Here is a 23,173-nt window from a genome sequence, read left to right as displayed (position 1 = left end):
AGGCGAGGCCCTTCACTTCGTTCAGGGTGACACATCGGTTATCGCCCCTACCTCCAACCCGGTTCGGGAAACAAACCCCGGCGCTCTGACCCCTGACCTCGTGATTCGCCTATGAACACGCAACTTCTCCTCATTCAGGTTTTCAACGGGCTGGTGAACGGCGCCTTCTACGCGCTGCTCTCCCTGGGCCTGGCCGTCATCTTCGGGATGCTCAGGATCGTGAACTTCATGCACGGGGCGCTGTACATGCTGGGAGCCTTCACGGCGTTTGCGTTGGGGCAGGCGTTCGGGCTGGGGTTCTGGCCGTCGCTGATCCTCGCGCCGCTGATCGTGGGGCTGCTCGGCATGGGGCTGGAGCGCGGGCTGCTCTCGCGGCTGTACGGGCTGGAGCCGAGCTACAACCTGCTGCTGACCTTCGGGCTGACGCTGCTGACCCAGGACCTCGTCAAGCAGGTCATGCTCTCGCGGTTCGCGGTGTCGAGCGCGCCGTACACGCCTCCCGCCGCCCTGTCCGGGGTCGTCAACCTCGGCTTCGTGGTCTTTCCCAAGTACCGCCTGTTCGTGATCGCGCTGGCCCTCGTCATCTGTCTCGTCACCTGGTTCGTGATCGAGAAGACCCGGGTGGGGGCGATCATCCGGGCGAGTACCGAGAACCCGAACGTCACCCGCGCCTTCGGCATCGACGTGGGCAAGTGGGTGACGGGCGTGTTCGGGGTCGGCGTGGCACTCGCCGGGCTGGCGGGCGTGCTGGCGGCCCCGATCTACTCGGTCGAGCCGTACATGGGCGCCGAACTCATCATCACGACCTTCGCGGTGGTGGTGATCGGGGGGATGGGGAGCATCCTGGGCAGTATCGTCACCGGCTTCGCGGTGGGGGTGCTGGCGGCGGTCGGCTCGGCGCTGTACCCGCCCATCGCCAACACGCTGGTGTTCATCCTCATGGCGCTCGTGCTGCTCGTGCGGCCCAGCGGGCTGTTCGGGCTGCCGGAGGGGGCGCGATGACGGTCCTTCCCGGCACACCCGCCCGCACCGACCGGGGAAGGATGGCCCGCGCGGCGTGGCTGATCGGCCTGGGAATCGTGCTGCTGATCCTGCCCCGGCTGATCTATCCCGTCCTGGCGCTCGACATTCTCGCCTGGGGCCTCTTCGCGGTGGCCTTCGACCTGCTGTTCGGCTTTTCCGGCCTGCTCAGCTTCGGGCACGCGGCCTTCTGGGGCACGAGTGCGTACGTGACGGCCTTCCTGCTCTCACACGGGCAGAGCGTGCCGGTCGCCATGCTGGGCGGCACCGGGGCGGCGCTGCTCATCGCCGTGCCCATCGGTTTCCTGAGCGTGCGCTCGGTCGGCATCTACTTCTCCATGATCACGCTCGCCTTCGCGCAGATGCTCTCGTTCCTGGCGCTCCAGTGGACGGACGTGACGGGCGGCGAGAACGGGCTCCAGGGCTTCGCGCGGCCGAACTTTCTGGGGCTGGACTTCAGCGACTCGGTCACCCGCTACTACTTCGCGCTCGCGGTGTTCACCGTCGGCTTCTACGTCGCCTACCGCACCGTCCGCAGCCCCTTCGGGCAGGTGCAGCAGGCCGTGCGCGACAACGAGCAGCGGGCGCAGAGCATCGGCTACAACCCCGCCCGCTTCAAGTTCACCGCCTTCCTGATCAGCGCGGGGCTCGCGGGATTGGCGGGCAGCCTGTACACCTTCGGCCACGGGGTCGTCAGCCTGGAGGTCGTCAACTGGCGCACCTCCGGCGAGGTCGTGATGATGACCCTGCTGGGCGGCACGACCACCCTCTTCGGCCCGGTGATCGGCGCCGGGCTGGTGCTGCTGCTGCGCGACGTGCTGACGACTGCGAACCTCCCGGCGGGCATCGTCACGGGCGTGGTCTTCGTGCTCGTGGTGCTGTTCTTCCGGCGGGGGGTGGTGGGGACACTGCAATACTGGCTGCGGCGCCGGTAGCCCAACCCTCAACGGTCAGCCGTCAGCTTGAAAGGGCTGGCGGCTGAAAGCATTCCCGGGGCACCTCCACCCTGAACGAAGTGAAGGGTCCCGCCTTCCAGCCCTGCCTGGGATACTTCGCCTGCGGCTCAGCCTGACAACCTCCCGCCTACTCCCCCCCCTCCCGATCCTTCAACCCCTGAATCTCCTCGATAAATCTTTCCAGGCTGTCGAAATCACGGTAGACGCTGGCGAAGCGGATATAGGCCACGTCGTCGAGCGGGCGCAGGAAGGTCATCGCGCGGCGGCCGATCTCCTCGCTCCGCAACTCGGGCACGCCCACCTCGTCCTCGAAGCCGTAGGCGAAGGCGCGCAATTTCTCCGGGTCCACCGGGCGTTTCTCGGTCGCCAGGGTCAGGCCGCGCAGCAGCTTGTCAGGGTTGAAGGCCTCGCGCTGGCCGCCGCGCTTGACGACCATCAGCGGCTCAAGCTGGGCCCGCTCGTAGGTGGTGAATCTCCGGGCGCAGCCCAGGCACTCGCGGCGGCGCCGGATGCTGGCCCCGTCGTCACTGGGGCGCGAGTTGACCACCCGCGAGTCGGGCGCGGAGCAGTAGGGGCACTTCACCGCAGGGCCGCCTCGGGGGCACGCACCTTGGGCACGGGCGGCAGGGGCACCTCCAGCACCGCCCCGCGCAGGTGCCGCAGGGCCGGGGTGGCGAGCGCGAGCACCGCGTCGGCCAGCGGGCGGTCGAGCGCCTCATCCCCGCTGCTGGCGCGGGAGGGCAGCACGAGGTTCACCCGCAGGTCCTCGTCGTGGGCGTGTTCCACCAGGCCGCGCAGCGCCCCGCGCTGGGGATGCGCCTGGAGCCCGGCCTCGTCCAGGTGCGGCCCGACGAGGGTGAGCCAGGTGCCGGGCAGGCGGCGGCGCACGATCTGGGCGATGGCGACGCTGCTCTTCACGTTGCAGTTGAACAGCTCCATCCACTCGTTCTCGGAGAGCATCGTGAAGTTGGTGTGGGCGCGTTTGTCAGCCAGGTGAACGATGCCGTGGAGCGCCCCGAAAATCTCCAGGATGCGGTTCTGGGCGCTGAGCCAGTCGAGCGGCACGCCCACGTCGGCCTTGATGGGAATGGCCGTGCCGCCCGCGAGTTCCAGCCCGCTCGCGGCGGCGGCCAGCGTCTCGCTGTTGCCCCCGATCAGGACCACGCTCGCGCCCGCCCGGGCGAGCACGGCGCTGATCGTCCGGCCATACCCCTGGTCCGCGCCCGTCACCGCGATCACCTGTCCGGCCAGCACGGCTGGGCCGAGAGGGGAAGGGGATGAGGCGGCAGTCATACCCCCAGCATAGCGCCCCCACCGGAGAGGCGGGGGCGGGGCACCACTTCAGGACTTCAGCCCGCGTGGGGCAGGGGCCGCAATGCCCGGGCCGGGGGATCGCCCGCGCGGTGCCCCTTGCCGCAGGGATCGCACCAGTACGCCTGATCGCCGTCGCGCAGGTCGTAGAGGGCCAGCGGCTCGCCGCAGGAGGGGCAGACGTGGGCGTACCCGCGTCCGCTGACGGGATAGGAAATCGCCTCCTCACCGGAGGGCTTGTTACGTAACACCCGCTTCATATTCTGATTGTAGCAGAAGGAAGTGGGGGAGGTTCGGTGTGCCCAGGTAGGTGAACGGACGCGTTGATGAGGGGTTTTTCTCCCTCTCCCCCTGTGGGAGAGGGCCGGGGTGAGGGGGCGTGTGAGTAGCCGGAGCGCCTGCAAGATGGCTTGCTTTGTCTACTGGCCGCGCCGCAGGGCGTGCCCGCTCACCCCCTCCCAACCTCCCCCCTCAAGGGGGAGGAGCTTTGCCCACTCTCCTGAACGTGATTTCCTCGCCCAAGCGACTCATGGGCGTTGCTCAAGGGGGCTGGGATGCCGCGTCAAAGCGCCTTTTCACAGTGACCTACACCCGCGGGCTACAAATCCGCCTCGTCCGTCGGCTCGTCCGCCAGCTCGGGCTGGACGGCGCCGACACCCACCCGGCGGCGTTTGCGGAGCATGGCGGGTTCCTTGTCGAGGTTGAAGACGAAGTGCCGGGGCCGCCGCTCGCGCAGCCAGGTTTCAAGGGCGACCAGCCGGGGGCGAAAGCGGATGAACTCACGCAACTGGCGGATGGGCACAAATTTGGCCTCCTGCACGTCGCGGTCGGGGTCGCGGGGACCCAGTGTGCCGCCCACCTCGCGCCCGGTGTAGAAGAACTGGAGGTGATGCCCCCAGGTCTGCGCCTGGAACTCGACGATAAAGGCGAGGTCGCGCAGCTCCACGACCAGCCCGGTCTCCTCGTAGGTCTCGCGCCGGGCGCCCTCCTGCACGAGTTCCCCGGATTCCAGCCCGCCCTTGGGGAGCGACCAGCGACCGCGCTCACGCACGAGCAGGATCTCCTCGCCGCGCAGCACGATGCAGCCCACGCCAATGCGCGGCTCGGCGAGCGGACGCCCCTTCTTCTGCCCGCGCTTGCTGGGGGCGGCGGGCACCGGCACGCTCGTCGCGTTCGACACCTGGCCGGGCCCGGGCACCCGCGTCTGCTCGGGCGCACGACCACTGCGCCTGCGCCTGCGCCGCCGCCCCGTGTTCGCCCCCTCCGCCGCCTTCGCCTTCACGTCCTCCGTCATCAGACGCCCTCCGGCGCGAGGTCGTTGAAGCGCACGTGGGCAGAGTGGAACTGGAGTTTCACCGTGCCGACGGGGCCGTTGCGCTGCTTACCAATGATGATTTCGGCGATACCTTGCTGATCGGTCTCTTTATTATAGTACTCATCTCTGTATATGAACATAACAATGTCTGCGTCTTGCTCAATGGCGCCAGATTCACGTAAGTCGGAGAGCATCGGCCTATGATTCGGCCTCTGTTCTACAGCACGGCTGAGCTGACTAAGAACGATGATGGGCACTTCCAATTCACGCGCCAGCCCTTTCAACCCGCGTGAGATGGTGCTGATCTCCTGCTGCCTATTGTCGCTGCCGCCGCTGTTCTTACCGCCCGACATGAGTTGCAGGTAGTCGATCACGACCAGCCCGAGCTGCCCGTACTGCGCGGCGATGCGCCGGAGCTTGCTCCTCAGCCCGTTGAGGGTCAGGTCGGGCTCGTCGTCAATGACCATCGGGGCGTCGGCCAAGCGCCCCGCCGCGTGCGCTAGCCGCTCGAAGTCGCGCTCGTTGAGCTGCCCGGAGCGGATGCGGTTCATGTCCACCCTCGCCTCGGAACACAGCATTCGCAGGGCGAGTTGCACGCTCGGCATCTCCAGGCTGAAGACCGCCACCGTCTTCTCGCCGCGCAGGGCGACATTCTGGGCGATGGAGAGGGCGAAGGCTGTCTTTCCCATACTCGGCCTGGCCGCCAGTACGTTCAGGCTTCCCTTCTGGAGCCCCGAAATCTGCTCGTCCAGGTCGCGGAAGCCGCTGCTCACACCGTCGGGAATGCCTTTGTTCTGGTGCAGCAGGGTGATGTACTCGAAGGTATCGTGGACAACTGCGTCCATCGCCTGGAAGGCCTCGCCCCGCTTCTTCTGCTCGGCGACCTCGAAGATCATCTTTTCCGCTCGGTCAAGCAGGTCTTCGAGCGGCAGTTGCGCGTCGTAGGCGAGCTGCATCGCCTTGCCCGACGCACTGATGAGCTGCCGCAGCGTGTGCTTTTCCTGCACAATGCGCGCGTAGTGTTCGGCGTAGGCGGCGGTCGGCACCTGGTCCGACAGGCCGATCAGGTAGGTCAGGCCGCCCACCTCGTCGAGTTGCCCCTTGACCCGCAGGTCCTCGCTGAGGGTCACGAGGTCCACCGGCTCGCCGCGTTCCTGGAGGGCCCGCATCGCCGTGAAAATCTTGCGGTGGCCCTCTCGGTAGAACATGTCGGGGGTCACCGTGTCTCCCAGTTGGGTCAGCGTGTCGTTGTCCAGCAGGACACTTCCCAGAACGCTGATCTCGGCGTCGTTGCTGTGGGGGGGAACGCGCGGTGTCAGTTCCATGCAGGGCCTTTCGCGCACGCGGCAGGAAAAGCGCGTCGCCGGGAAGAGGCCCGGGCGCGCCGCGCGTGCAGAGGGTGGAATAGGGGTGGGGCTGCGTGAGCCCATTCGGGAGGCAAGCTCAGCCGAACTGCCGAGAATCATACCACTGCTGCCTGTCACGGGGCTGACAGAGCAGGCGGTGCCCCCCGAAGATCAAAGGGGGAAAGCGGGAGAACCGCGCCTGCCTCCCTCTCCCACGGCGATCAGGCGTCCAGCACGTCCGCGCCCAGTGTTCGCAGGTCGCCGTCAAAACTCGCCACCGGCAGGGCCAACGTCCGGCCCAGAGCCGCCAGGTAAGCGTCCGCGAAATCCACGCGCCGTTCCTTCAGCCGCCGCAGGGCCTCCGTCACGGCCTGTTCTTCCGGCACAACCGCGCCTGGTAGGTTCAGCACCTTGAGCAGGCCACTGGCGACCTCGGCGCGGGGCAACTTGTACAAGGTTTTCAGGGTGGAGAAGCACTCCGCGGGAACGGTGGGCGGAATGACGAGCTGCACGGCCCCAACCGCCGCACGCTCAAACAGGGCCACGGCACGGGGAGCGAGTTCCGGATGGTCCTCCAGCACAAAACGCGGAATCACATCCGCGTCAGTGAGGACTCTCAAGGGGCGTACTTCCCGGCCACCGCTTCCCCAAAGGCGGCGCGTTCTTCGGCACGAGTCGTGCCCGGCCGGGCCGCGTGCCCGAAAATCCCGCGCACGTCCTCAACCTTCGGCGTGCGCTCCACAGACGCCGTGAAGCCGTTTTCCGTGAGGCTCAGAATCAGCCGGTCCCCGGCTTGCAGGTGCAATGCCTCCCGGATGACTGCGGGGATCGTGACCTGGCCCTTGCTGGTCAGTGTGGTGCGCTTTATAGCGCCTCCTTCTTTACACGGTACGTGGCCTTACCTCCTGACAAGGTAAGGGACACCACCCCCCCCGATCCCCCCATGCACGCGTTTTCCATGTAAGGGCTCTGTTAGAGCCTCCTAAATAAGCTCATGCCAGCAAGGACGGGAGACACCCGGACCTGCAAAGCAATCCCCGGCTGGACGGAACTTCTCCCGATTCCTTATCCCGACAGCCACCAGGAGACCCTATGAAGAACGGAACCCAAGGCTTCACCCTCATCGAACTGCTGATCGTAATCGCCATCATCGGCATTCTGGCGGCGGTGCTGATCCCTAACCTGCTGAACGCTCGGCAGGCGGCGAACAACAGCGCAGCTCAGAGCTTCCTGCGTAACGCGGTGACTCAGGCTGAGTCCGCGCGCGCAAACGGTACTGCTGTTGGTGCAACGGTGGGGGCTGTCCTCAAGTGTACGGCTGCTCCGCTCTCGATGACCGAGCCTGCGGCTGTTAAGGCGGGTACTTGCGAAGTTCGTCAGGGACCGAACGAGACGACTGGCTACATTGAAGCGAGCACTGGCAACAAGTACGTTTTCAATGGCAGCACCCTTACCTCCACGACAACCGCTGGCGCTCCCGCTCCCACGGGCATCACGAGCACTCCCTAACATACTGTAGTTTAAGGCCGCCCCGACGCTACGGGGCGGCCTTAAACTACTCAATCTAAGGGTCTCCTCGACGAAGTTTCTTTAAAGGTAGCTGACCGGAAATGCAACAGGAGCATACAAGATCTGCCACTCCTAAGCGTCAAGGCTTTACTTTGATTGAATTACTGTCGGTTGTTGCAATTATTTCCCTTATATTGTTCTTCCTGTTTCCCAACATAATAAGTGCGCGCGCAGCATCTAATAATAATAGCGCTAAATCTTTAGCTCGTAATGCAGTAACGAGAGCCGAAATACAACGTAGTAGCGATAACGGTAAACCTATATACACTAATTTGACTCCCTGTGCGCCAGCCATCTTTTCCGAACTTCCTGCTAATGTATCCAGTTGTCAGGTACGGCAGGACGAAAACACTTCTTATGTCCTTGTCAAATCATCAGACGGTGCTTACTTCCAATTTGATGGACAGCAATTACTCGGCCCACTTGCCACAGCACCAGCTTCCTGGTAATCCTGTCAGAGCCTATAAGGTAGCTAGATATTCCTGTTAGATTACCCCCAGCCGCTTCTCCTCCTCGTACACCCTTTCCAGCACGAACTCCTTGAGGAGTGTCTGGTAGGAGGTGCCTTTCAGTTCGGCGAGGTGGCGCAGCCGCCGCTCCAGGTCGGTGCCCAGGCGGATGCTGGTGGGATTGGATTTGTGGGGCCGGGCGGGAGGAAGAAGATCGCCCTCCACGTTCTCTAGGCGCAGCAGATGTTCAGCTAGGGAGTGTGTGGCCCAGAACTCGGCCTCCTCGGCCTCACTTGTAAAGGCGGGAATGTCGTCCTGATGATGGATAATCTGCGTCCTCTTTGCCACAGAGTCCCTAGGAGTTCATCCGGAAAATCGTCACGGTCGTGAGGCGAGGACGGGTGACAACCTGAAGCAGTGCGGTTGACCGATGAACAGTGGGCGATCCTCGCGCCTCTGCTGCCTCCTCCTGAAAAGCAGACCCGCCGCGGACGACCGCGGCGGGGTGACAAAGAACTGTTGGAAGGCATCCTCTGGGTGCTCGGTACAGGGGCCCAGTGGCACCACCTCCCGCGTCCGGAGTACCCGCCTAAGTCCACCTGCTTCGAGCGGTTTCAGGAGTGGAACGAGCGCGGCGTGTTCCCGAACATCCTGGGACAGCTCTACGAGCTGTTGGAGGACCAGGGACTACTCGACCTGCGCGAGGCCTTCATTGACGGCACCTTCAGTGCCGCGAAAAAGGGGGCGCGAACGTTGGCCCAACCAAGAAGGGCAAGGGCACCAAAATCATGCTGATGGTGGATGCGAGCGGTCTGCCGCTCGCCGTCCACACTGAGCGTGCCAGCCCGGGGGAGGTCACGCTGGTTCACGCCACCCTGGAGGCCTCCTTCGGACTGGACTTCCCACAGCGGCTGATCGGGGACAAGGCCTACGACCGTGACCCCCTGGATGCGGAGTTGGCCGCGCTGGGGATCGAGATGATCGCGCCCAACCGCAAGAACCGGAAGCAGAAAACGCAGGATGGACGACCACTGCGCCGCTACAAGCGGCGCTGGAAGGTCGAGCGCACCATCGCTTGGTTACAGTCCTTCCGGCGTGTCCGAACCCGTGACGAGCGCAAAGCCGAGAACTTCCTGGGCTTCGTCCAGCTCGCCTGCATCCTCATTCTGCTTCGCCAAATTTCCGGATGAACTCTACAGGAAGATAGACCGGTCTACCCCGAACCGTTGCGCGAACGCTTCAGCCAGCTTCTTCCCCACACCTCGCTTGCCACTCAGAATCCGGCTGATCGTGCCTTGATCGGCCAAGTCGGCCAGGTCCGTCTGCTTGAGTCTGTGTTGCTCCATCAGGAAAGCCAGGACCTCGGCGGGGCTGGCATCGGCAGGAGGGTGGTGAGCCTCGTCGTAGGCACTCAGCTTCTCAGCGAGGAGGGCGGCGAGGACTGTATGGGGGCCGTCTCCGTCCTGTTCGGTCAGGCGGTCGAGTTCTTCCAGCAGAGCGGCAGCCTGATCGTAATCCTGCTCGGTGTCAATTCCGCGCAGGAGCCGGTGCAGGTCGCCATCCAGGGCGTTCCAGTGAGTCAGGGTTTGCTGAAGGTTCAGGGTCATCCCTTGCCTCCTTTGCGGTTCTGCTCGGTCCAGAGGTCGTATTCACGGTGGGTGAAAACGTGCTTGATATAGACCCGCTGGGCACTGTAGGCGACGAAGGTAATCAGACGGTACTTGTTGCCTCCGATATCGAACACGGTGGACTCAGGCGGGACGAAATCGACGCTGCCGAAAATCTGCTTCAGTTCGTCGAAATGGGTGGGGGCCGATCTACGAATAAGTTTCTCCCAGGCGCGGAGCGGCTTTTCGGCCTGTGGATGTTCCTGCCAGAAGTCGCGGAGCTTACGGGGCGTGATGACGTTCACCCAATCCAATGTATGCCAAAAAGGCATATAGCGCAACCCCTCGACCGCGCTACCCTCTCCCCATGACCCCCGCCACCGCCCTCAAGGAATGGGACGCCCAGTGTCAGGCGCTCACCTCTGCTCACACCGCCCTCCTCATCCGCAAGGGGGGCATCATGGAGACGCACGCGGGCTTCGAGGTCGAGCACCGCCGCTTTCTCCTCTACCCTACCTTCCTGCACCAGAATCTGGCGGAGTTGAAACCGGAGTTCGCGGGCCTACTGCGTGACGATCCGCAACCCGGGCGCATCGTGCTTCCCGCACTCGCCGAGGTGGTCGCCATCTACAAAGTGGAGTCGCTGGAGCGGGCCCTGGCGCTGGAACCGTACCAGGCGCTGACGGCAGGAGCCATCGAGCGGCGCTTTCACTACCGGAATCGCCCCTGGGTCCACGCGCTGCTCCTGCGGGTGCGCCCGCTGCGCGAGCCCCTCGTGCTGGAGGAGACGCCCGAGATGCTGGGCTGCGTGAGTTGGGTGCCGCTGCCGGACGTGTCCACCGAAGCGGAGGCGCCCGTGCTGGGGGAGGGGGAACTGGAACGGCTGCGGGCAGGGGTGGAAGGGATAGTCGGCGGGCAGGCTTTACCACGCTGAGCGGGGATGAATGCGGTCAGCTCTGAGGATGAACGCAATCTCAGGGGGTCGGCGCCGGGGAGAGGGGCAGAGGGGCTACGCAGCCGGGATGACCACTTCCTCCCCAACCCGAACGGGCCACTGAGCAGAAGGGAGAAGGGGCGGGACCCCATCAGGGCACCCCGCCCCTTCTGCCCTTCCACCAACCTCTACCCACGCGCCGCCGGAGGTTGCGTCCCACTATCCGCGAGCTGGATGAGCCACGCCATCAGTTGCACCAGGGCGAGCCCGGTCGCCGGGAGCCCGGCCAGCATCATGATCCAGCCGCTGATCTGCTGGTTTTCCAGCGGCGAGAGGTTCCACAGGCACAGCGCCCCGACGTAGGGGCTGTACAGCACCCGCCGGGAGTACAGCCACACGGCGGCGACCGCCATCATGGGCAGGCCCGCGATCAGCCCGAACCACCCGCGCGAGCCGATGTGGGCGGGCTGCACGCTCGGCAGGGGCCGCAGCACGACGCCCCAGACGAGCAGGCTGCTCAGCAGGTACAGCGCGGGCAGGAGCGCGGCGGCCGTGTTCGTGACCACCGAGGCGTTGAAGCCCGCCGGGATGTTCCAGAAGATGATGACGGCGGCCCACACGGCGAGCGCCACCCAGGGGTCGAGCAGCACGCCAAGCACCCGGCCCAGCGGACGGCGCGGGTTGATGGTAATGCCGCGCGGCAGGCCCAGGATCAGCAGTGGCGGCACGACCTCCGCGAGGACCATCAGGCGGCCCATGTACAGCGCCATGCTGTTCAGCGTGAGGGTGACGGCGGCAGTCTGCGTGGCGAGGATAAGCAGCACCATGCCCAGCCCGAACAGCACGGCCTTCCAGACCGGCCAGCGGGCCTGCCCGGCGGGGGTGCGGCGGGCCTGAGCGAAGTGCCACAGGTAAAGGCCGGAGACCGCCAGCACGGGCAGCCACACCAGGGGGTCGAAACGCAGGGCGAGGAGGTCCGCGAGGCTGGGATTCAGGTCAGGGGCACTCATGAGGAGGGGTTCTCCAGCACGTGGCGCAGGTCGCGCACCACGCGGTCCACCTGGGTGAGCTGGGTGTAGTCCCACAGCACCCGTAGGCGGCCGGAGGCGTCGATCAGGTAGGTGGCGGTCGTGTGGTTGATCTGGTAATTGGTCGGGCTCTTCACGTCCGCCTTCTGGTAGGCGACGCCGTAACCCCGGGCGACCTGCGAGAGGGCGGGCTCGGGCACCCGCACGCCCGTCGCCTGGCCGAAGAACTCGACGTACTCCTTGAGCCGGGCGGGGGTGTCACGGTCCGGGTCCACACTGACGAGCACGATGTCGAGCCGCTCACGTTCCCGGGGCGGAAGCGCCTCGCGGGCCTTTTCCAGGTACGCCAGGCTGAGGGGGCAGATGTTCGGGCAGTGGGTGAAGCCGAAGAAGAGCGCGGTGGTGCGGCCCGTGCCCCCCGGCTGGAAGGTCCAGGGCTGGCCGTTCTGGTCGGTGCCGCTGAAGGTCTGGGCGGCGCGGGGCGGGGTGTACGCCGTGCCGTAGAAAGGGAAAGGACTCCTGAGCCGCGCGAAGACCCACGCGCCGCCCAGCACGAGCACGACCGAGGCGGCGGCCAGCAGGGCGGATACATACCAGGGCCGCGCGGCGGGGGCGGGAGCAGGGGCGGGCAGGTCGGTCACGGGACTTCCTTTCGGGCTCAGGGCTTGCGGACGACGGCGCTGACGGTGAGGCTGCGGCCATCGCGGGTGCTCAGCGTCAGGGGCACCTTCTCCCCCACTCTGGGAACGCGCGCCAGGTCCATCAGCATGAGGTGGTCGCCGTCCGGGCCGAGCTTCAGGGTGCCGCCCGCGGGGACGGTCAGGGTGTTGACAGCACTCATGCCCGTGAGGCCCTGGGCGTCACGCCGGGTGGTCATCAGCATGGCGTGGCGGGCGAGGGGGGTGCGGACGCCCGTGAGGACGACTGGCGCCCGGCCCGTATTCCGCAGCGTCAGGAAGGCGCTCGTCTCCGTCGCGCCGGGCGGCACGGCCACGACGGTCGCGCCTATGGCGGTAAGGGGCAGCGGGCGGGCAGAGGTCTGGGGGGCAGGAGCCGAGCCCGCCGCGCCGTGGTCGGCGTGCCCCGCCGCCGCGGGCAGCAGGATCGCCGCGAGCGCGAGGGCCGCGAGCAGGGGGGTGGGTCTGGACATGCGGGAAAGCCTCCTGGGAATGAACAGGGAAGCGAGGGGAGGGGGGAAAGCCCCTTCCCCCGGAGTCTAGCGGCGCCACACGGGCCGAATTGTCCCCCTGTCCCGCGCCCAGCCCAAAGTGGTGGAACAGGTTCCACGGCCCGGGGTATGGTGGGCACACAGTGATGCGCAAACCCACGATTCAGGATGTGGCCCGGCGGGCGGGCGTGGGGGTCGGCACGGTCTCCCGGGTGCTGAACAACCACACCGCCGTGAAGGGCGCCACGCGCGAGACGGTCCTCAAGGCCATCGCCGACCTCGACTACACCCCCAATCCCCATGCCCGGCGGATCGCGGGCGGCAAGAGCTACACCATCAGCGTGCTGCTGCCCGTCGTGACGACCGAGTTCTATGTGCGGCTGCTCGACGGGCTGGAGACGGCCTTTCAGGAGGCGCGCTACGACGTGGCGATCTTCCCGCTGCTCGACCGCTCGCGGCTGGAGCGCTACCTGGGCTCGCACACCCTGGCCTACCAGGCGGACGGGCTGGTGATGGCGACGTACAACCTCACCGCGCTGCTCAGCGAGCGCCGGGTGCGCGCCCAGCAGCCCACCGTCCTGGTGGACGCCTTTGCTACCAACGTGGACTGCGCCTACATGGACAACGTGACGGGTGGGCGGCTGGCGGGCGAGTACGCGGCCACGCTGCCGGGCGAGCTGTACGCGATCTGGGTGGAGACCGAACTCGACCAGCTCTTCACCACCCGCGTGTTCGAGGAGCGCCGCTCGGGCTTCCTGGGGGCGCTGGGAGCGGCGGGCCGCACCCTCCGCGCGGAATTTACCGCCAGCTTCGACGCGCTCGCGGCCCGCAACGCCGCCGTGACGCTGCTCGACGGGGCGCAGCTTCCCTGCACGGTCTTCGCCTCCGCCGACCTGCTGGCGGGCGCGCTGCTCGACGAGGCGAGGCTGCGCGGCCTGACGCCCGGGCAGGACGTGCGCGTCATCGGCTTCGACGACCAGCCCTGGGCGGCGGCGCGGGGGCTGACCACCCTGCACCAGCCCGTCGAGCAGATGGGCTACGAGGCCGCGCACCTGCTGCTGAGCCGGCTGGGCGGGTTCCGGGGGCCGCCGCGCGCCCGCCGCTTCGAGCCGCGCCTGATCGTGCGCGACACGGCATAAGGAGGGCTCAGCCCGGCCCGTGGTCCTCGGGAAAGGCCTCCGGCACGCCGCCGTGGTGGGTGCGCTGGAGGTCAGCGTGCTGCACATCGTTGCGGCCCCGGTGCTTGGCGGCGTACATGGCCGCGTCCGCGCGGGCGAGGACGGCGTCGGGATGTTCGCCCTCCCGCGCGGTGGCGACGCCGAAGCTGGCCGTGATGCCGGTCACCTCACCGTGGCGCTGCCCTCCCAGTTGGGCCCGCAGCGTGTCCAGCATCTCGCGCACTTGCCGGGTACTCAGGACGGGCAGGATGAGGAGGAACTCCTCGCCGCCCCAGCGGGCCGCGACGCCGCCGCGGGGGAGTACGCCCTGCGCCGCCTGGGCCACCCCCCGCAGCACGAGGTCGCCCGTCGCGTGCCCGTGCTGGTCATTGACAGCCTTGAAATGGTCGAGGTCGAACAGCACCAGGGTGAAGCGGTCCCCGTCCTGGGCCAGGGCCGCGAGGCGTTCCTCGGCGGCGCGGCGGTTGGCGAGCCCGGTCAGGGCGTCGCGGTAGGCCGCCTCGCGCTCGGCGAGCAGTTGCACCCGCTGCACCCCGAAGGTCGCCTGCACGATGATCATGACCGCCCCCACCAGCAGGAACTGCGCAACCGCCCCGACCAGCCGCGGGTCGCCCGCCGAGGCGCCGGTGACGAGGTGGTTCACGCAGACCCCGAAGGCGAGCAGGTACGTGGTTCCGGCCAGCCAGGCCGCCCGCCGGGGGGGGTACAGCAGAAAGGCCCCGGCGTAGAGCACCGGGAACCAGTACGTGCTCTCGCTGAGCATGCGAACCTGCGGCGCGAACACCCGGAACTGCTGCTCCAGCGCGAGCAGGAAATACACGCTCGTCACCCCGTAGGCGATCGTGGCCGCCACCCCGACCGTCAGCCGCCGCAGCAGCAGCGCGAGTTGCAGCCCCAGCAGGATCAGCGCCAGCACGGGCAGCGCCACCCGGTCCAGCGGATCGAAATTGGGGGCCTGGGCCCACAGGGCGCCCACGCAGGCCAGGGTCCCGAACGCCACCAGCAGGGCGAACATGCGCCGCTGCGATGTCTGCCAGAAGGCGGCCTCATACCGCGGTGGGGAATGCTGGGGGGGGTTGGTCAAAGGCCCTCCGGATGCTGTCCAGGCCCCCATATTCTAAACCATTGATGAAAAGCTTGACGTGGAAACTAGAGGGGTGATCTTCATGTGGGGCGTGGGCACCGGCCTCCTCAGCGCAGCACGGTGTGGTGAACCCGGCAGCGCGCCTCGTAGGCCTCCTCGGCGCCCACCAGCACCACCGGGTCGTCGAAGCGGGCGGGGCGGCCCCCGATCAGGCGCTGCGAGCGGGTCGCGGGAGCGCCGCAGACGGTGCAGATCGCGGTCAGCTTCTCGACGCTCTCGGCGCGGGCCAGCAGGTCGGGGATGCAGCCGAAGGGCTCGGCGCGGAAATCCAGGTCCAGGCCCGCCAGGATCACCCGCACCCCCGCCCCGGCCAGGTCCAGCACCAGCGGCCCCAGGTCCGGCCCGAAGAACTGCGCCTCGTCGATGCCGACCACCTCGGGCAGCGTGTGATCGGGCGCCGAGAGCAGCGGCCCCTCACCCAGCAGGTGCGCCCGGATTTCCGCTGCCTCGCGCACGGCAACCGCCGGGGTCGAGCGCCCCGCGTGGCTGGCGACCTGCGCGACGTGGTAGCGGTCGTCGATGGCGGGCTTGAACACGGCGACCCGCTGCCGGGCGATCACGGCGCGGGTCACGCGGCGAATCAGCTCCTCGCTCTTGCCGCTGAACATCGGCCCGACGATCACTTCCAGGTGCCCGCCGTGGTAGGGAGACTTCAGCACGCAGGGGATTATGGCAGAGGGCCGGAAAGGAGAGGGGCCGGGGACCGGGAGCCTCCCCGGACGGCGCCAAGGGGAAGAGGAGCTCCTGCCGCTCAGCCTTTGATCTCGGTGCCGGAAACTTATTTTCAACCGAACAGCAGAGAGCCAACCATGAGCGCCTTTGCCCAGGCCTTGATCTCCACCGAGGACACCCACTTGTGACCCTCCCCCCTCGTGGGAGAAAGCCTGGCGCCGCCAGGGGTGAGGGGCGCCCATCCGGCAGCCTCGCCCCATCCGCGCAGCTTCCAGAGCCGGGACGGCGCAGAGATCAGAGCCTGGCCTTTGCCTGTTGCCTTTGCCCTTCCCCACCCCTGGGCAAGCCGCCATAAAAAACCGCCCTGCCGTGACGGCAGGGCGATCAGAGGCTTCGCGCCTTACTTCTTGTTCTTGTTGCGGTAGCTGTCGCCGAAGCGCTTGTTGAACTTGTCCACGCGGCCCTCGGTGTCGACGAAGCGCTCCTCGCCGGTCCAGAAGGGGTGAACGCCGCTCCACACGTCCACGTGGATCTCGGGACGGGTGCTCAGGGTCTCCATGACGACCTTGCCCTGGTAGATGATCTTGGTGGGCACAGCCTTGGGGTGGGCATCTTTCTTCATGTCTCTTCCTCCTCCGTCACGTCGGGGGTGCGTGACGGGCAACCTCGGGATAATAGCACGTCACCAGACGTAATGCGCGTGCCAGCTCTCCCCCCGGCGGAGGTGCGGGGTCGGTGTCCCGGTCACCCGGTGCCCCCCCTTGACCGCCGCCCGCACGAGCAGCCGGGGGTCGAGGTCGGGGTAGAGGCGGCGAGCAAAGGCCACATCCTCGCGCACGTCAAGGCTACCCCCGCTGGCGATGGAGTCGGTGCCGATGGCGACCTCCACCCCCGCCGCCGCGAAGGCCGCCCAGGGGAAGGTGCCGCACTCCAGGTGGGCGTTGCTGCGTGGGCAGGTCACGACCGGGCAACCAGCACGGGCGACCCACGCAATATCGCCCGCCGTCACGTTCACCATGTGGACGAGGGTGGGCCGAGCGGCCAGAACGCCGAGCTCATCGAGATAGCGGACGGGGGTGAGGTCCGGCTCCGGCTCCCGCCCGATCACCCCCGCCAGCGTCTCCGGGTAGAGGGCGGGCAGCCGGTTCTCCCAGATGGGGCCGCCGCCCGTCCGAAACAATTCCAGTTCGGCGGGGTGTTCGGCCACATGAATCTGCAGGGGCAGGCCCTCCCCCGCCGCGTACTCGGCCACGAGGCGCATCAGGCGGTGGCTGACGGTGAAGGGCGTGTGCGGCGAGAGGCCGACGCGGGGGCCGCCGGGCCGCTCCCGCCCGCGCCATGCCTCCACCCGTTCGCGGAGGCTGCGGAACGTCTCGTCGGCCCGCTCGGGAAAAGGGCCGATTACCTCGAAATAGAGGACGCCCCTCAGGTCGGCCCTCGCCAGCAACTCGTCCATGACCTCCGGCGACCACACGATGTCGCCCACCGCGCCCACCCCCAGCCGCGCGAGGTCGTCCGCTCCGGCCAGGGCACCCGCCATCCCCCGCTTCTCCCGCTGGGCGATCACGACCTCGGGAATCCAGCGGAAGTAGGGCAGGGCCTGGAATTCGTAGGCGCTCATGTCGAGGTGGGTGTGCGCGTTCACGGGGGGCGGGGCGATAACCTCACCCACTCGCCGCTCCCGCGCGTGGGGGTAGCCCGCCCGCAGGGTCGCCGGGTCGCCCGCCGCCGCGATCGCGCCGTTCGCCACCACCACCCCGCCCGGCGCGTGCCCGCCCCCGATGCCGGTGTACAGCACGTCACAGGTGAGGAGTTCGGGGGCGTGGGTGTCGGGAGTTGCGGGCAGGGTCATGGCCCGCATTCTGCCGCGCCGTTACCAAGAGGCGAGGGGACCGACGTGGCGCACGCCGGTTCCCCCCTCCCGACCGCCTAGCTCAGCCGCTGCACCCGCGCCTGCAACTCGCGGGCGACGGCGTCCGGCCCCCCCGCGAGCAGCCCGGCGGGCACGTGCCAGCGGCCCTTCTGCTCGAATTCGGAGGTGAACAGGCTGGCGAGGCCGGTCGCGCGGCGGTCCACCTCCAGGATCACGTCGAGGCCGCCCGCCGCCGGGAACATCATCATCTCCAGCTCGCTGATGCGGTACTGGCCGTAGGGGGGCCGGAAGCTGAGTTCCTGCACGATCCGCCCGTGGTGGTACTCCACCTCGCTGGAACTCAGCCGGAAGCCCAGGCGGTCCGCCGCCGCGATCACGACCTCCATCTCGCGGCTGGGGAGAATCTGGAGCGGGTCGTTGTCCCCGGGGTCCATCGCCCCCGCGATGTCCGCGTCGGTAACCAGCCACACCGCCGTCCCCGGCAGGGTGAGGGGCGTGCCCGCCGGGACGGTCAGGCGGAAGGGGAACTCCCGCGTCTCCCCCGGACGAATCTCGAACCCGCCCACCACAGGCTGCGAGAACAGCGTGTGCGTCACGTACGAGTCGTCGGACTTGTAGCGCGTCGCCAGACCGAGGTTGAGGCGCTCGATGCGCTGCTCGATGGCCCCGCCCCGCACGACCACCACGCCCGTCAGGTCCTCGCCGATCCGCACCGCCGGGTTCTGCACCCGCGCGTCCACCGCTGCCCCGCCCACACCCACCGCCGCCATCATCTTCTTGAGGAATCCCATACAGATGACATTACGGAGGTGGGGACGGGCGGGTTCCCTCTCTCAGCGTCCCTGTGCCCGGCGGCCCGCCATCATCGCCGCGCCGACGATTCCGGCCTCGTTCTGGAGGGTGGCGGGGACCAGCTTGGTCCGCTCGGTCTTGAGATGCTCCTGCCACTTCTCGGCCTTCTTGCTGATGCCGCCGCCGATGATGAAGAGGTCGGGGGAAAACAGTCCTTCCAGATGCTGGAGATAGGTGCTCGCGCGCTTGGCCCACTGCTTCCAGTTCAGGTCGTCACGCTCGCGGGCGCGGTCCGAAGCCCAGGCCTCGGCCTCCTTGTCCCCCTTGAGCCACAGGTGGCCGAATTCGGTATTCGGCACGAGAACGCCGTCGTGGATGAGTGCGCTGCCGATCCCGGTGCCGAAAGTCAGCAGCATGACCACGCCGGACACGCCCGCCCCCGCCCCGAACCGCGCCTCGGCGAGGCCCGCCGCGTCGGCGTCGTTGATCAGGGTCACGTCGCGCCCGGTCGCCTGGGTGAAGAGGGCGTCAGCGTCCAGCCCGATCCAGCCCTTGTCCACATTGGCCGCGCTGAGCGTCTTGCCGTGCTGCACGATGCCGGGAAAGGTCACGCCGACCGGCCCCTGGTGCCCGAAGTGCCGCACGAGTTCGGCCACCACGTCCTTGACCGCGTCGGGCCGCGCGCCCTCCGGGGTGGGAATGCGGTGGCGCTCGGCCATCAGCTTCCCGGTTGCCGTGTCCACGGGCGCCCCCTTGATGCCGCTGCCGCCGATATCGATGCCCAGGATCACGCTCATGGGGTACAGCGTAAGCGACAGAGGCAACTCATCGGTAGCGGGAAAACCCTCAGCCACCCGCATGGACCTTTCCATATTCCCCCTTCCCCACTGGCGGCCACAAAAAACCGCCCCCACGGTGGGAGGCGGTCTTTCTTCATCCTTCGCCTACTGGCCGCGGGCACCCTTGGCGGTGTTCACCAGCACCTGGAAAGCCTCGGGCTCGCGGGCGGCGATGTCGGCGAGCACCTTGCGGTTGAGGTCCACCCCGGCGCGCTTGAGGCCGTTGATAAAGGTGGAGTAGTTCATGCCGTGCAACCTCGCGCCCGCGTTGATGCGCTGAATCCACAGGCGGCGGAAGTCGCGCTTCTTGTTGCGGCGGTCGCGGTACTCGTAGGTCGCGGCGTTGAGCAGCGTCTGGAAGGCGTTGCGGTACTGCTTGGAGCGGCTGCCCCAGAAGCCCTTGGCGCGCTTGAGCACCTTCTTGTGGCGGCGGCGGCGGACGGTCCCGGTCTTAACGCGCGGCATCTATCTCACTTCCCCTTCGCCAGCAGCCCGAGCTTCATGCGGGCCCACTCGCTCTTGGCGAGCACAAACCCCTTGCCCTTGCCGCGAATCTCGTCGCCGCTCTTGCCGGTGTTCTGGTGGCGCTTACCACTCTTGAACGCCATGACCTTGCCGGTGGCCGTAACCTTCACCCGGCGGGTCATGCTCTTCTTCGTCTTCATCTTCGGCATGTCTGCTCCTTGGCCCAGTCGCACTTCCTGAGAAGGCTCCTGTCCGGGGTGCGGGCCGCCCCTGCACCACATTTGGCGCTGAGGCTGTTGGTCGCCCTGCCCCACTTGACCAAGAGGAGACTATACAGGGGGCGGCGGGGGGAGGGCAAGAGGGGCGTTAGGGCTGCCGGAAATACATCTGGGTGACGGTGGGGCGGCTGCCGTTTTTCTCGAAGATGCGGCGCATGGCGTGGTTGCCCGCGGAGGTCAGCCCGCCGTGTGTGGCGAAGTCTCGGGTCAGACGGGAGAGCAGATGCGCGTGCAGCCGCGTCCCCTGCCCCCTGCCCCTCATGGCCGGATGCACGCCGATCATGTCCGCGCCGCCATAACCGGGTCTGGACGGCCCATAGGCGCCCAGGGCCACGAAGGGCAACTCGTCCGCCTCTCCGCGCAGGGCCACGAGCGTCCAGTCCTCGCGGCCCTCCTCATCCGGGCGGCCCAGGGTTGTCAGGAGGGCGGCAATGTCTGGGTGTTGCCACAACTCCTCGCCGCCCTCGACGGCTTCAGGAATGGGGGCATAGGAACGCGCTCGCAGGTCCGTCTCGTACATCACCTCGGTGCTGCCGTATCGCCAGCCCGCAGCCTCGACCGCCTCACGGTTCAGGGGCGCTTGGTCGTCCTGAAGCAGCAAGACCCGCTCCGACTCCGCCCGCTCACGAATGGCGCGGGCCAGGACGGTCAGTGCGTCAGCGGATACGTCCGGTCGAAAGCGCGGAAAGACAGGAACTCGGGGCGCAGCAGGAATCAGGGCGGTGCCCTCCACGCCCCTCCCGGAACGGAGGATCAGCACGTTCTCCAGCCGCACCTTGCCCGCCTCGACGTTCCCCCGAAGCACGGGCAGCCGCTTCGCCACGTCCGCCGGGTCGGGGTGCAGGGCGAAGAAGTCGGCCAGAGTGCCCAACTCGGGATGTTCAAGGGTGTAGGTGTCCAAAGGGGAACTCCACAGAGAGATGACAGGCCGCGCCGGGAAGGTCAGGAAGCCCGGCGGCACAGAGGAAAGTGAGCCAGATGTTCGTGTCCCTTACTCCGGCGGCCTCTCCCGGCTTGCCCGGCGGATGGCGTTGAGTAACCGGGTGACAGCCTGGGCGACGTTTGCGGCCTCGCGGCGCACTTCGGGGTCGCGGCTGAGCTGGGTCAGGCGCTCGGCGGCGCGGCGGGCAGCGTTCAGCAGGGCCTCGGTCGAGATGCGGGCGCGGCGGGGGCGGGTCATACGGGCACCTCGGAGGTGGTCAGCCACAGCGCGCGGTAGGGGTCCAGCCGCACGGTGGGGCGGTCGAGGGAGAAGACGCTGCCGCTCAGGCGATCCTGGGCGTGGTCACCCAGCACGCCCCGCAGCACGTAGCTCGGCAGCATGACCGCGTCCTCGCTGAAGTTGTACGCCTGCACCATCGTCCCCAGGGGGTGTTCGCGGCGCAGCAGCAGCACGCGACCGTCGGGACTGAGCAGCACGTGACTCTCGATGCTGGCGTGGAGGTGGGGCGTCTCCCGGCGCACGCGCAGCAGGTGGCGCAGACCCGTATTCACCCGCGCGACGGGGGTGTGCGGTGTTCCCTCCTCCTCCTCGGCGCGCACCGCCTCGGCCAGCGCCCAGTCCATGCGCGGGCGGTGGACCCAGCGGTTGTCGGGCGCGTGTTCGGGCACGTCCTCGAAGGCGTAGTCGTTGAGCATCGCCAGTTCGTCGCCCATGTACAGCAGCGGCACGCCCCCGAAGCCCAGAATGACGGCGTGGAGCAGCAGCAGCCTCCGCACGGCGTCGTCGATGCGGCCCGGGTCGCCGGTCTCCAGCGCCTCCTCCAGCCCGGCCAGGCTCGCCGCCGAGCCGCTGATCCGGCGGTCACCCGTTTCCGGGTTGTACTGGAAGACCAGACCCCGAGCGAAGGACCCCGGGAACTCGCCGCTGTAAAAGTCGCTCAGGAAGTGGCGGTGGCCCGGCCCACTCAGCCCCGCGCGGGCCGCGTCCTCGTCGGAGATCGCCCAGCCGATGTCGTCGTGGCAGCGGACGTACACGCCCCAGGTCGTACTCGTGGGCTTGGGGGGAAAGGCGCGCAGGGCCTCCTCGAAGAGCCGGGTGTTGCGGCTCGCCAGGCTGGACCAGAGCTGCACCATCAGGCTGTTGTGGTAGGCCATCTCGCTGACCTTGCCGTAGTGGACGCCACGGCCCAGGTAGTGGATCAGGTCGGCGGGCGCCACGATGGCCTCGGCCTTAAAGGCCACGGCGGGCGCCACGATCCGGGCGGCGGCCCGCAGCGCCCGGGTGAGCAGGTGGACCTCGGGCTGGTTCTGGCTCGTCGTCCCCAGGCGCTTCCAGATGAAGGCGATGGCGTCCAGCCGGAACACCTCTACCCCCCGGTTGGCGAGGTGCAGGATGATGTCCACGAACTCCAGGAACACGTCCGGGTTCGCCCAGTTCAGGTCCCACTGGTAGCTGTTAAAGGTGGTCCAGACCCAGCCCCCCGCCGCGTCGTCCCAGGTGAAGTTGCCGGGTGCGAAGTCGGGGAAGACCTCGGGCAGAGTCATCTCGTAGGCATCAGGCGCCGCGCGGTTGGGGAAGATGTGGAAATAATCGCGGTACTTGGGATCGCCCGCCCGCGCCTTCTGCGCCCACTCGTGTTCGCGCGCCACGTGGTTGAGCACGAGGTCGAGGACCAGGCTGATGCCCCGGCCCCGAAGTCCCCGTGCCAGCGCCGAGAGGTCGTCCATCGTCCCCAGGTCGGGGCGCACGGCGCGGTAGTCGGCGACCGCGTAGCCGCCGTCGTTCTCACCCTCACGGGGTCTCAGGAGGGGCATCAGGTGGAGGTAGCCCACGCCCAGCCCCTCCAGGTAATCCAGGCGCTCGCCCACCCCCTTCAGCGTTCCGGCGAAGCGGTCGGCGTAGGCGACGTAGCCCACCATCTCGGGGGCCTGGAGCCAGTCGGGGCGCAGCAGCCGGGCCTCGTCCAGCCGCCGCAGGTCCGCCGGTCGGGCGTGGAAGGCGTGGAGCATCACCTCCAGCAGGCGCTCCAGCAACTCGTCCGTGGCCTCGCCGTACACGGCGTGCAGGCTCTGCGAGAGGTCGTCGCCGTAGCGTTCCAGCCGCAGCAGGAAGGTGTCGGCGTCCCGGTCGTCGTCGAAGGCGCCCCTCAGCCGCGCCGCCAGATCGGTCTTCAGCACGTGCCCAGCATACGACGGGGGTGGGAACGGTTCCAAAATCTAAAGTTGGGAGGGCCTGTTCCTCACTCCGCACCACGGCCCACCCCTCTGAGCGCGCGTGGGGCAGCCG

Annotated in this window: 31 protein-coding genes; 7 read left to right on the top strand and 24 right to left on the bottom strand. The window is 67.7% G+C overall.

Annotation, left to right across the window (positions count from 1 at the left end):
- Positions 1-111 precede the first annotated feature (111 nt).
- The gene (locus DAERI_RS09115) at positions 112-1,002 is read left to right on the top strand and encodes a branched-chain amino acid ABC transporter permease (protein ID WP_103129110.1); all 891 of its coding nucleotides are present in this window, start codon (positions 112-114) and stop codon (positions 1,000-1,002) included.
- Positions 999-1,955 carry a branched-chain amino acid ABC transporter permease gene (locus DAERI_RS09110; RefSeq protein WP_103129109.1) on the top strand — a complete coding sequence of 319 codons (957 nt, stop codon included), beginning with the start codon at positions 999-1,001 and terminating at the stop codon, positions 1,953-1,955. The genes DAERI_RS09115 and DAERI_RS09110 overlap by 4 nt, the downstream gene beginning before the upstream one ends.
- A 148-nt stretch (positions 1,956-2,103) precedes the next feature.
- Here DAERI_RS09110 and nrdR read toward each other — a convergent pair whose 3' ends face one another.
- From nrdR to DAERI_RS09075, 7 genes are all read right to left on the bottom strand, one after another.
- Positions 2,104-2,559 (bottom strand): transcriptional regulator NrdR, encoded by a 456-nt coding sequence (gene nrdR / locus DAERI_RS09105; RefSeq protein WP_103129108.1) that lies wholly within the window; start codon positions 2,557-2,559, stop codon positions 2,104-2,106.
- Positions 2,556-3,269, bottom strand: coding sequence for an SDR family NAD(P)-dependent oxidoreductase (locus DAERI_RS09100; protein WP_103129107.1), 714 nt, complete (start codon positions 3,267-3,269; stop codon positions 2,556-2,558). The genes nrdR and DAERI_RS09100 overlap by 4 nt, the downstream gene beginning before the upstream one ends.
- Positions 3,270-3,325: 56 nt before the next feature.
- The gene (locus DAERI_RS09095) at positions 3,326-3,547 is read right to left on the bottom strand and encodes a hypothetical protein (protein WP_103129106.1); all 222 of its coding nucleotides are present in this window, start codon (positions 3,545-3,547) and stop codon (positions 3,326-3,328) included.
- A gap of 338 nt (positions 3,548-3,885) precedes the next feature.
- Positions 3,886-4,581, bottom strand: coding sequence for an NUDIX domain-containing protein (locus DAERI_RS09090; protein WP_103129105.1), 696 nt, complete (start codon positions 4,579-4,581; stop codon positions 3,886-3,888).
- Positions 4,581-5,927, bottom strand: a complete 1,347-nt coding sequence (dnaB, locus tag DAERI_RS09085; RefSeq protein WP_103129104.1) for a replicative DNA helicase — start codon at positions 5,925-5,927, stop codon at positions 4,581-4,583. Before dnaB ends, DAERI_RS09090 begins: the two co-directional genes overlap by 1 nt.
- 242 nt (positions 5,928-6,169) lie before the next feature.
- Entirely contained in the window at positions 6,170-6,568 is a 399-nt protein-coding gene (locus DAERI_RS09080) for a type II toxin-antitoxin system VapC family toxin (protein ID WP_103129103.1), read from the bottom strand.
- Positions 6,565-6,801 (bottom strand): AbrB/MazE/SpoVT family DNA-binding domain-containing protein, encoded by a 237-nt coding sequence (locus tag DAERI_RS09075; RefSeq protein WP_268806345.1) that lies wholly within the window; start codon positions 6,799-6,801, stop codon positions 6,565-6,567. Before DAERI_RS09075 ends, DAERI_RS09080 begins: the two co-directional genes overlap by 4 nt.
- A gap of 239 nt (positions 6,802-7,040) precedes the next feature.
- Between DAERI_RS09075 and DAERI_RS09070 the strand changes: the two genes are divergently transcribed.
- Together DAERI_RS09070 and DAERI_RS23320 are read left to right on the top strand one after the other, a co-directional pair.
- Entirely contained in the window at positions 7,041-7,457 is a 417-nt protein-coding gene (locus tag DAERI_RS09070) for a prepilin-type N-terminal cleavage/methylation domain-containing protein (RefSeq protein WP_103129101.1), read from the top strand.
- A gap of 101 nt (positions 7,458-7,558) precedes the next feature.
- Positions 7,559-7,966, top strand: coding sequence for a prepilin-type N-terminal cleavage/methylation domain-containing protein (locus DAERI_RS23320; protein ID WP_103129100.1), 408 nt, complete (start codon positions 7,559-7,561; stop codon positions 7,964-7,966).
- Between the two features lie 36 nt (positions 7,967-8,002).
- Here DAERI_RS23320 and DAERI_RS09060 read toward each other — a convergent pair whose 3' ends face one another.
- Positions 8,003-8,314 (bottom strand): CopG family antitoxin, encoded by a 312-nt coding sequence (locus DAERI_RS09060; protein WP_235610315.1) that lies wholly within the window; start codon positions 8,312-8,314, stop codon positions 8,003-8,005.
- Positions 8,315-8,383: 69 nt separating this feature from the next.
- Between DAERI_RS09060 and DAERI_RS09055 the strand changes: the two genes are divergently transcribed.
- Positions 8,384-9,156, top strand: a protein-coding gene (locus tag DAERI_RS09055; protein ID WP_201262726.1) for an IS5 family transposase whose coding sequence is annotated in 2 segments (ribosomal slippage) — positions 8,384-8,720 and positions 8,720-9,156 — 774 coding nt in all. Because the reading frame shifts where the segments join, the coding sequence is not laid out codon by codon here.
- A gap of 3 nt (positions 9,157-9,159) precedes the next feature.
- Here the strand turns inward: DAERI_RS09055 and DAERI_RS09050 are convergent.
- A complete protein-coding gene (locus tag DAERI_RS09050) occupies positions 9,160-9,573 on the bottom strand; it encodes a helix-turn-helix domain-containing protein (RefSeq protein WP_103129099.1) in 414 nt (137 codons plus the stop codon).
- Positions 9,570-9,878 carry a type II toxin-antitoxin system HigB family toxin gene (locus tag DAERI_RS09045; RefSeq protein WP_103129098.1) on the bottom strand — a complete coding sequence of 103 codons (309 nt, stop codon included), beginning with the start codon at positions 9,876-9,878 and terminating at the stop codon, positions 9,570-9,572. The genes DAERI_RS09050 and DAERI_RS09045 overlap by 4 nt, the downstream gene beginning before the upstream one ends.
- Positions 9,879-9,940: 62 nt before the next feature.
- Here DAERI_RS09045 and DAERI_RS09040 point away from each other — a divergent pair, with 62 nt between their 5' ends.
- Positions 9,941-10,507, top strand: a complete 567-nt coding sequence (locus DAERI_RS09040; RefSeq protein WP_103129097.1) for a DUF1802 family protein — start codon at positions 9,941-9,943, stop codon at positions 10,505-10,507.
- A 188-nt stretch (positions 10,508-10,695) separates the two neighbouring features.
- On the opposite strand, the gene DAERI_RS09035 is transcribed toward DAERI_RS09040, so the two are convergent.
- From DAERI_RS09035 to DAERI_RS09025, 3 genes are read right to left on the bottom strand one after another with little or no spacing between them, the layout of a single operon-like run.
- Positions 10,696-11,517, bottom strand: coding sequence for a cytochrome c oxidase assembly protein (locus tag DAERI_RS09035; protein ID WP_103129096.1), 822 nt, complete (start codon positions 11,515-11,517; stop codon positions 10,696-10,698).
- On the bottom strand, positions 11,514-12,176 hold the full coding sequence (locus DAERI_RS09030; protein WP_103129095.1) for an SCO family protein: 663 nt from the start codon (positions 12,174-12,176) through the stop codon (positions 11,514-11,516). The genes DAERI_RS09035 and DAERI_RS09030 overlap by 4 nt, the downstream gene beginning before the upstream one ends.
- A 17-nt stretch (positions 12,177-12,193) precedes the next feature.
- Complete coding sequence (locus DAERI_RS09025; protein ID WP_103129094.1) at positions 12,194-12,685, bottom strand: copper chaperone PCu(A)C; 492 nt, start codon at positions 12,683-12,685, stop codon at positions 12,194-12,196.
- Between the two features lie 164 nt (positions 12,686-12,849).
- On the opposite strand from DAERI_RS09025, the gene DAERI_RS09020 reads away from it, so the two are divergent.
- Complete coding sequence (locus tag DAERI_RS09020) at positions 12,850-13,842, top strand: substrate-binding domain-containing protein (RefSeq protein ID WP_103129165.1); 993 nt, start codon at positions 12,850-12,852, stop codon at positions 13,840-13,842.
- 7 nt (positions 13,843-13,849) lie between these two features.
- Here the strand turns inward: DAERI_RS09020 and DAERI_RS09015 are convergent, their stop codons facing one another.
- The 11 genes from DAERI_RS09015 to DAERI_RS08965 all read right to left on the bottom strand — a co-directional run bounded on the left by DAERI_RS09015 (position 13,850) and on the right by DAERI_RS08965 (position 23,064).
- Positions 13,850-14,965, bottom strand: a complete 1,116-nt coding sequence (locus tag DAERI_RS09015; protein WP_103129093.1) for a GGDEF domain-containing protein — start codon at positions 14,963-14,965, stop codon at positions 13,850-13,852.
- Positions 14,966-15,072: 107 nt separating this feature from the next.
- Positions 15,073-15,684, bottom strand: a complete 612-nt coding sequence (locus tag DAERI_RS09010) for a thymidine kinase (protein ID WP_103129092.1) — start codon at positions 15,682-15,684, stop codon at positions 15,073-15,075.
- Positions 15,685-16,097: 413 nt separating this feature from the next.
- Positions 16,098-16,319 (bottom strand): 50S ribosomal protein L31, encoded by a 222-nt coding sequence (gene rpmE / locus DAERI_RS09005; protein WP_103129091.1) that lies wholly within the window; start codon positions 16,317-16,319, stop codon positions 16,098-16,100.
- A gap of 60 nt (positions 16,320-16,379) precedes the next feature.
- Positions 16,380-17,549, bottom strand: coding sequence for an amidohydrolase family protein (locus DAERI_RS09000; RefSeq protein WP_103129090.1), 1,170 nt, complete (start codon positions 17,547-17,549; stop codon positions 16,380-16,382).
- Positions 17,550-17,626: 77 nt separating this feature from the next.
- Entirely contained in the window at positions 17,627-18,361 is a 735-nt protein-coding gene (locus tag DAERI_RS08995; RefSeq protein ID WP_103129089.1) for a sporulation protein, read from the bottom strand.
- 42 nt (positions 18,362-18,403) lie between these two features.
- The gene (ppgK, locus tag DAERI_RS08990) at positions 18,404-19,159 is read right to left on the bottom strand and encodes a polyphosphate--glucose phosphotransferase (RefSeq protein ID WP_103129088.1); all 756 of its coding nucleotides are present in this window, start codon (positions 19,157-19,159) and stop codon (positions 18,404-18,406) included.
- Between the two features lie 147 nt (positions 19,160-19,306).
- Entirely contained in the window at positions 19,307-19,666 is a 360-nt protein-coding gene (rplT, locus tag DAERI_RS08985) for a 50S ribosomal protein L20 (RefSeq protein WP_103129087.1), read from the bottom strand.
- 5 nt (positions 19,667-19,671) lie between these two features.
- Positions 19,672-19,875: a 50S ribosomal protein L35 gene (gene rpmI / locus DAERI_RS08980; RefSeq protein WP_011529717.1), complete on the bottom strand. Its 204-nt coding sequence runs from the start codon at positions 19,873-19,875 to the stop codon at positions 19,672-19,674.
- A 157-nt stretch (positions 19,876-20,032) separates the two neighbouring features.
- The gene (locus tag DAERI_RS08975; protein ID WP_103129086.1) at positions 20,033-20,845 is read right to left on the bottom strand and encodes a GNAT family N-acetyltransferase; all 813 of its coding nucleotides are present in this window, start codon (positions 20,843-20,845) and stop codon (positions 20,033-20,035) included.
- A 90-nt stretch (positions 20,846-20,935) separates the two neighbouring features.
- Complete coding sequence (locus DAERI_RS08970) at positions 20,936-21,124, bottom strand: hypothetical protein (RefSeq protein WP_103129085.1); 189 nt, start codon at positions 21,122-21,124, stop codon at positions 20,936-20,938.
- Positions 21,121-23,064 (bottom strand): alpha-amylase family protein, encoded by a 1,944-nt coding sequence (locus DAERI_RS08965; protein WP_103129084.1) that lies wholly within the window; start codon positions 23,062-23,064, stop codon positions 21,121-21,123. Before DAERI_RS08965 ends, DAERI_RS08970 begins: the two co-directional genes overlap by 4 nt.
- Positions 23,065-23,173 lie beyond the last annotated feature (109 nt).

The sequence above is a fragment of the Deinococcus aerius genome (genome assembly GCF_002897375.1).
GTDB classification, from domain to species: Bacteria; Deinococcota; Deinococci; order Deinococcales; family Deinococcaceae; genus Deinococcus; species Deinococcus aerius.
This window is presented reverse-complemented; position numbering and strand designations above follow the sequence as displayed.

Excerpts from the sequence above, each read along its gene's own strand:
- DAERI_RS09115 (WP_103129110.1), top strand. The coding sequence starts at position 112 with ATGAACACGCAACTTCTCCTCATTCAGGTTTTCAACGGGCTGGTGAAC.
- DAERI_RS09110 (WP_103129109.1), top strand. The coding sequence starts at position 999 with ATGACGGTCCTTCCCGGCACACCCGCCCGCACCGACCGGGGAAGGATG.
- DAERI_RS09100 (WP_103129107.1), bottom strand. The coding sequence starts at position 3,269 with ATGACTGCCGCCTCATCCCCTTCCCCTCTCGGCCCAGCCGTGCTGGCC.
- DAERI_RS09095 (WP_103129106.1), bottom strand. The coding sequence starts at position 3,547 with ATGAAGCGGGTGTTACGTAACAAGCCCTCCGGTGAGGAGGCGATTTCC.
- DAERI_RS09090 (WP_103129105.1), bottom strand. The coding sequence starts at position 4,581 with ATGACGGAGGACGTGAAGGCGAAGGCGGCGGAGGGGGCGAACACGGGG.
- dnaB (WP_103129104.1), bottom strand. The coding sequence starts at position 5,927 with ATGGAACTGACACCGCGCGTTCCCCCCCACAGCAACGACGCCGAGATC.
- DAERI_RS09070 (WP_103129101.1), top strand. The coding sequence starts at position 7,041 with ATGAAGAACGGAACCCAAGGCTTCACCCTCATCGAACTGCTGATCGTA.
- DAERI_RS23320 (WP_103129100.1), top strand. The coding sequence starts at position 7,559 with ATGCAACAGGAGCATACAAGATCTGCCACTCCTAAGCGTCAAGGCTTT.
- DAERI_RS09050 (WP_103129099.1), bottom strand. The coding sequence starts at position 9,573 with ATGACCCTGAACCTTCAGCAAACCCTGACTCACTGGAACGCCCTGGAT.
- DAERI_RS09040 (WP_103129097.1), top strand. The coding sequence starts at position 9,941 with ATGACCCCCGCCACCGCCCTCAAGGAATGGGACGCCCAGTGTCAGGCG.
- DAERI_RS09035 (WP_103129096.1), bottom strand. The coding sequence starts at position 11,517 with ATGAGTGCCCCTGACCTGAATCCCAGCCTCGCGGACCTCCTCGCCCTG.
- DAERI_RS09025 (WP_103129094.1), bottom strand. The coding sequence starts at position 12,685 with ATGTCCAGACCCACCCCCCTGCTCGCGGCCCTCGCGCTCGCGGCGATC.
- DAERI_RS09020 (WP_103129165.1), top strand. The coding sequence starts at position 12,850 with ATGCGCAAACCCACGATTCAGGATGTGGCCCGGCGGGCGGGCGTGGGG.
- rpmE (WP_103129091.1), bottom strand. The coding sequence starts at position 16,319 with ATGAAGAAAGATGCCCACCCCAAGGCTGTGCCCACCAAGATCATCTAC.
- DAERI_RS09000 (WP_103129090.1), bottom strand. The coding sequence starts at position 17,549 with ATGACCCTGCCCGCAACTCCCGACACCCACGCCCCCGAACTCCTCACC.
- DAERI_RS08995 (WP_103129089.1), bottom strand. The coding sequence starts at position 18,361 with ATGGGATTCCTCAAGAAGATGATGGCGGCGGTGGGTGTGGGCGGGGCA.
- ppgK (WP_103129088.1), bottom strand. The coding sequence starts at position 19,159 with ATGAGCGTGATCCTGGGCATCGATATCGGCGGCAGCGGCATCAAGGGG.
- rplT (WP_103129087.1), bottom strand. The coding sequence starts at position 19,666 with ATGCCGCGCGTTAAGACCGGGACCGTCCGCCGCCGCCGCCACAAGAAG.
- rpmI (WP_011529717.1), bottom strand. The coding sequence starts at position 19,875 with ATGCCGAAGATGAAGACGAAGAAGAGCATGACCCGCCGGGTGAAGGTT.
- DAERI_RS08970 (WP_103129085.1), bottom strand. The coding sequence starts at position 21,124 with ATGACCCGCCCCCGCCGCGCCCGCATCTCGACCGAGGCCCTGCTGAAC.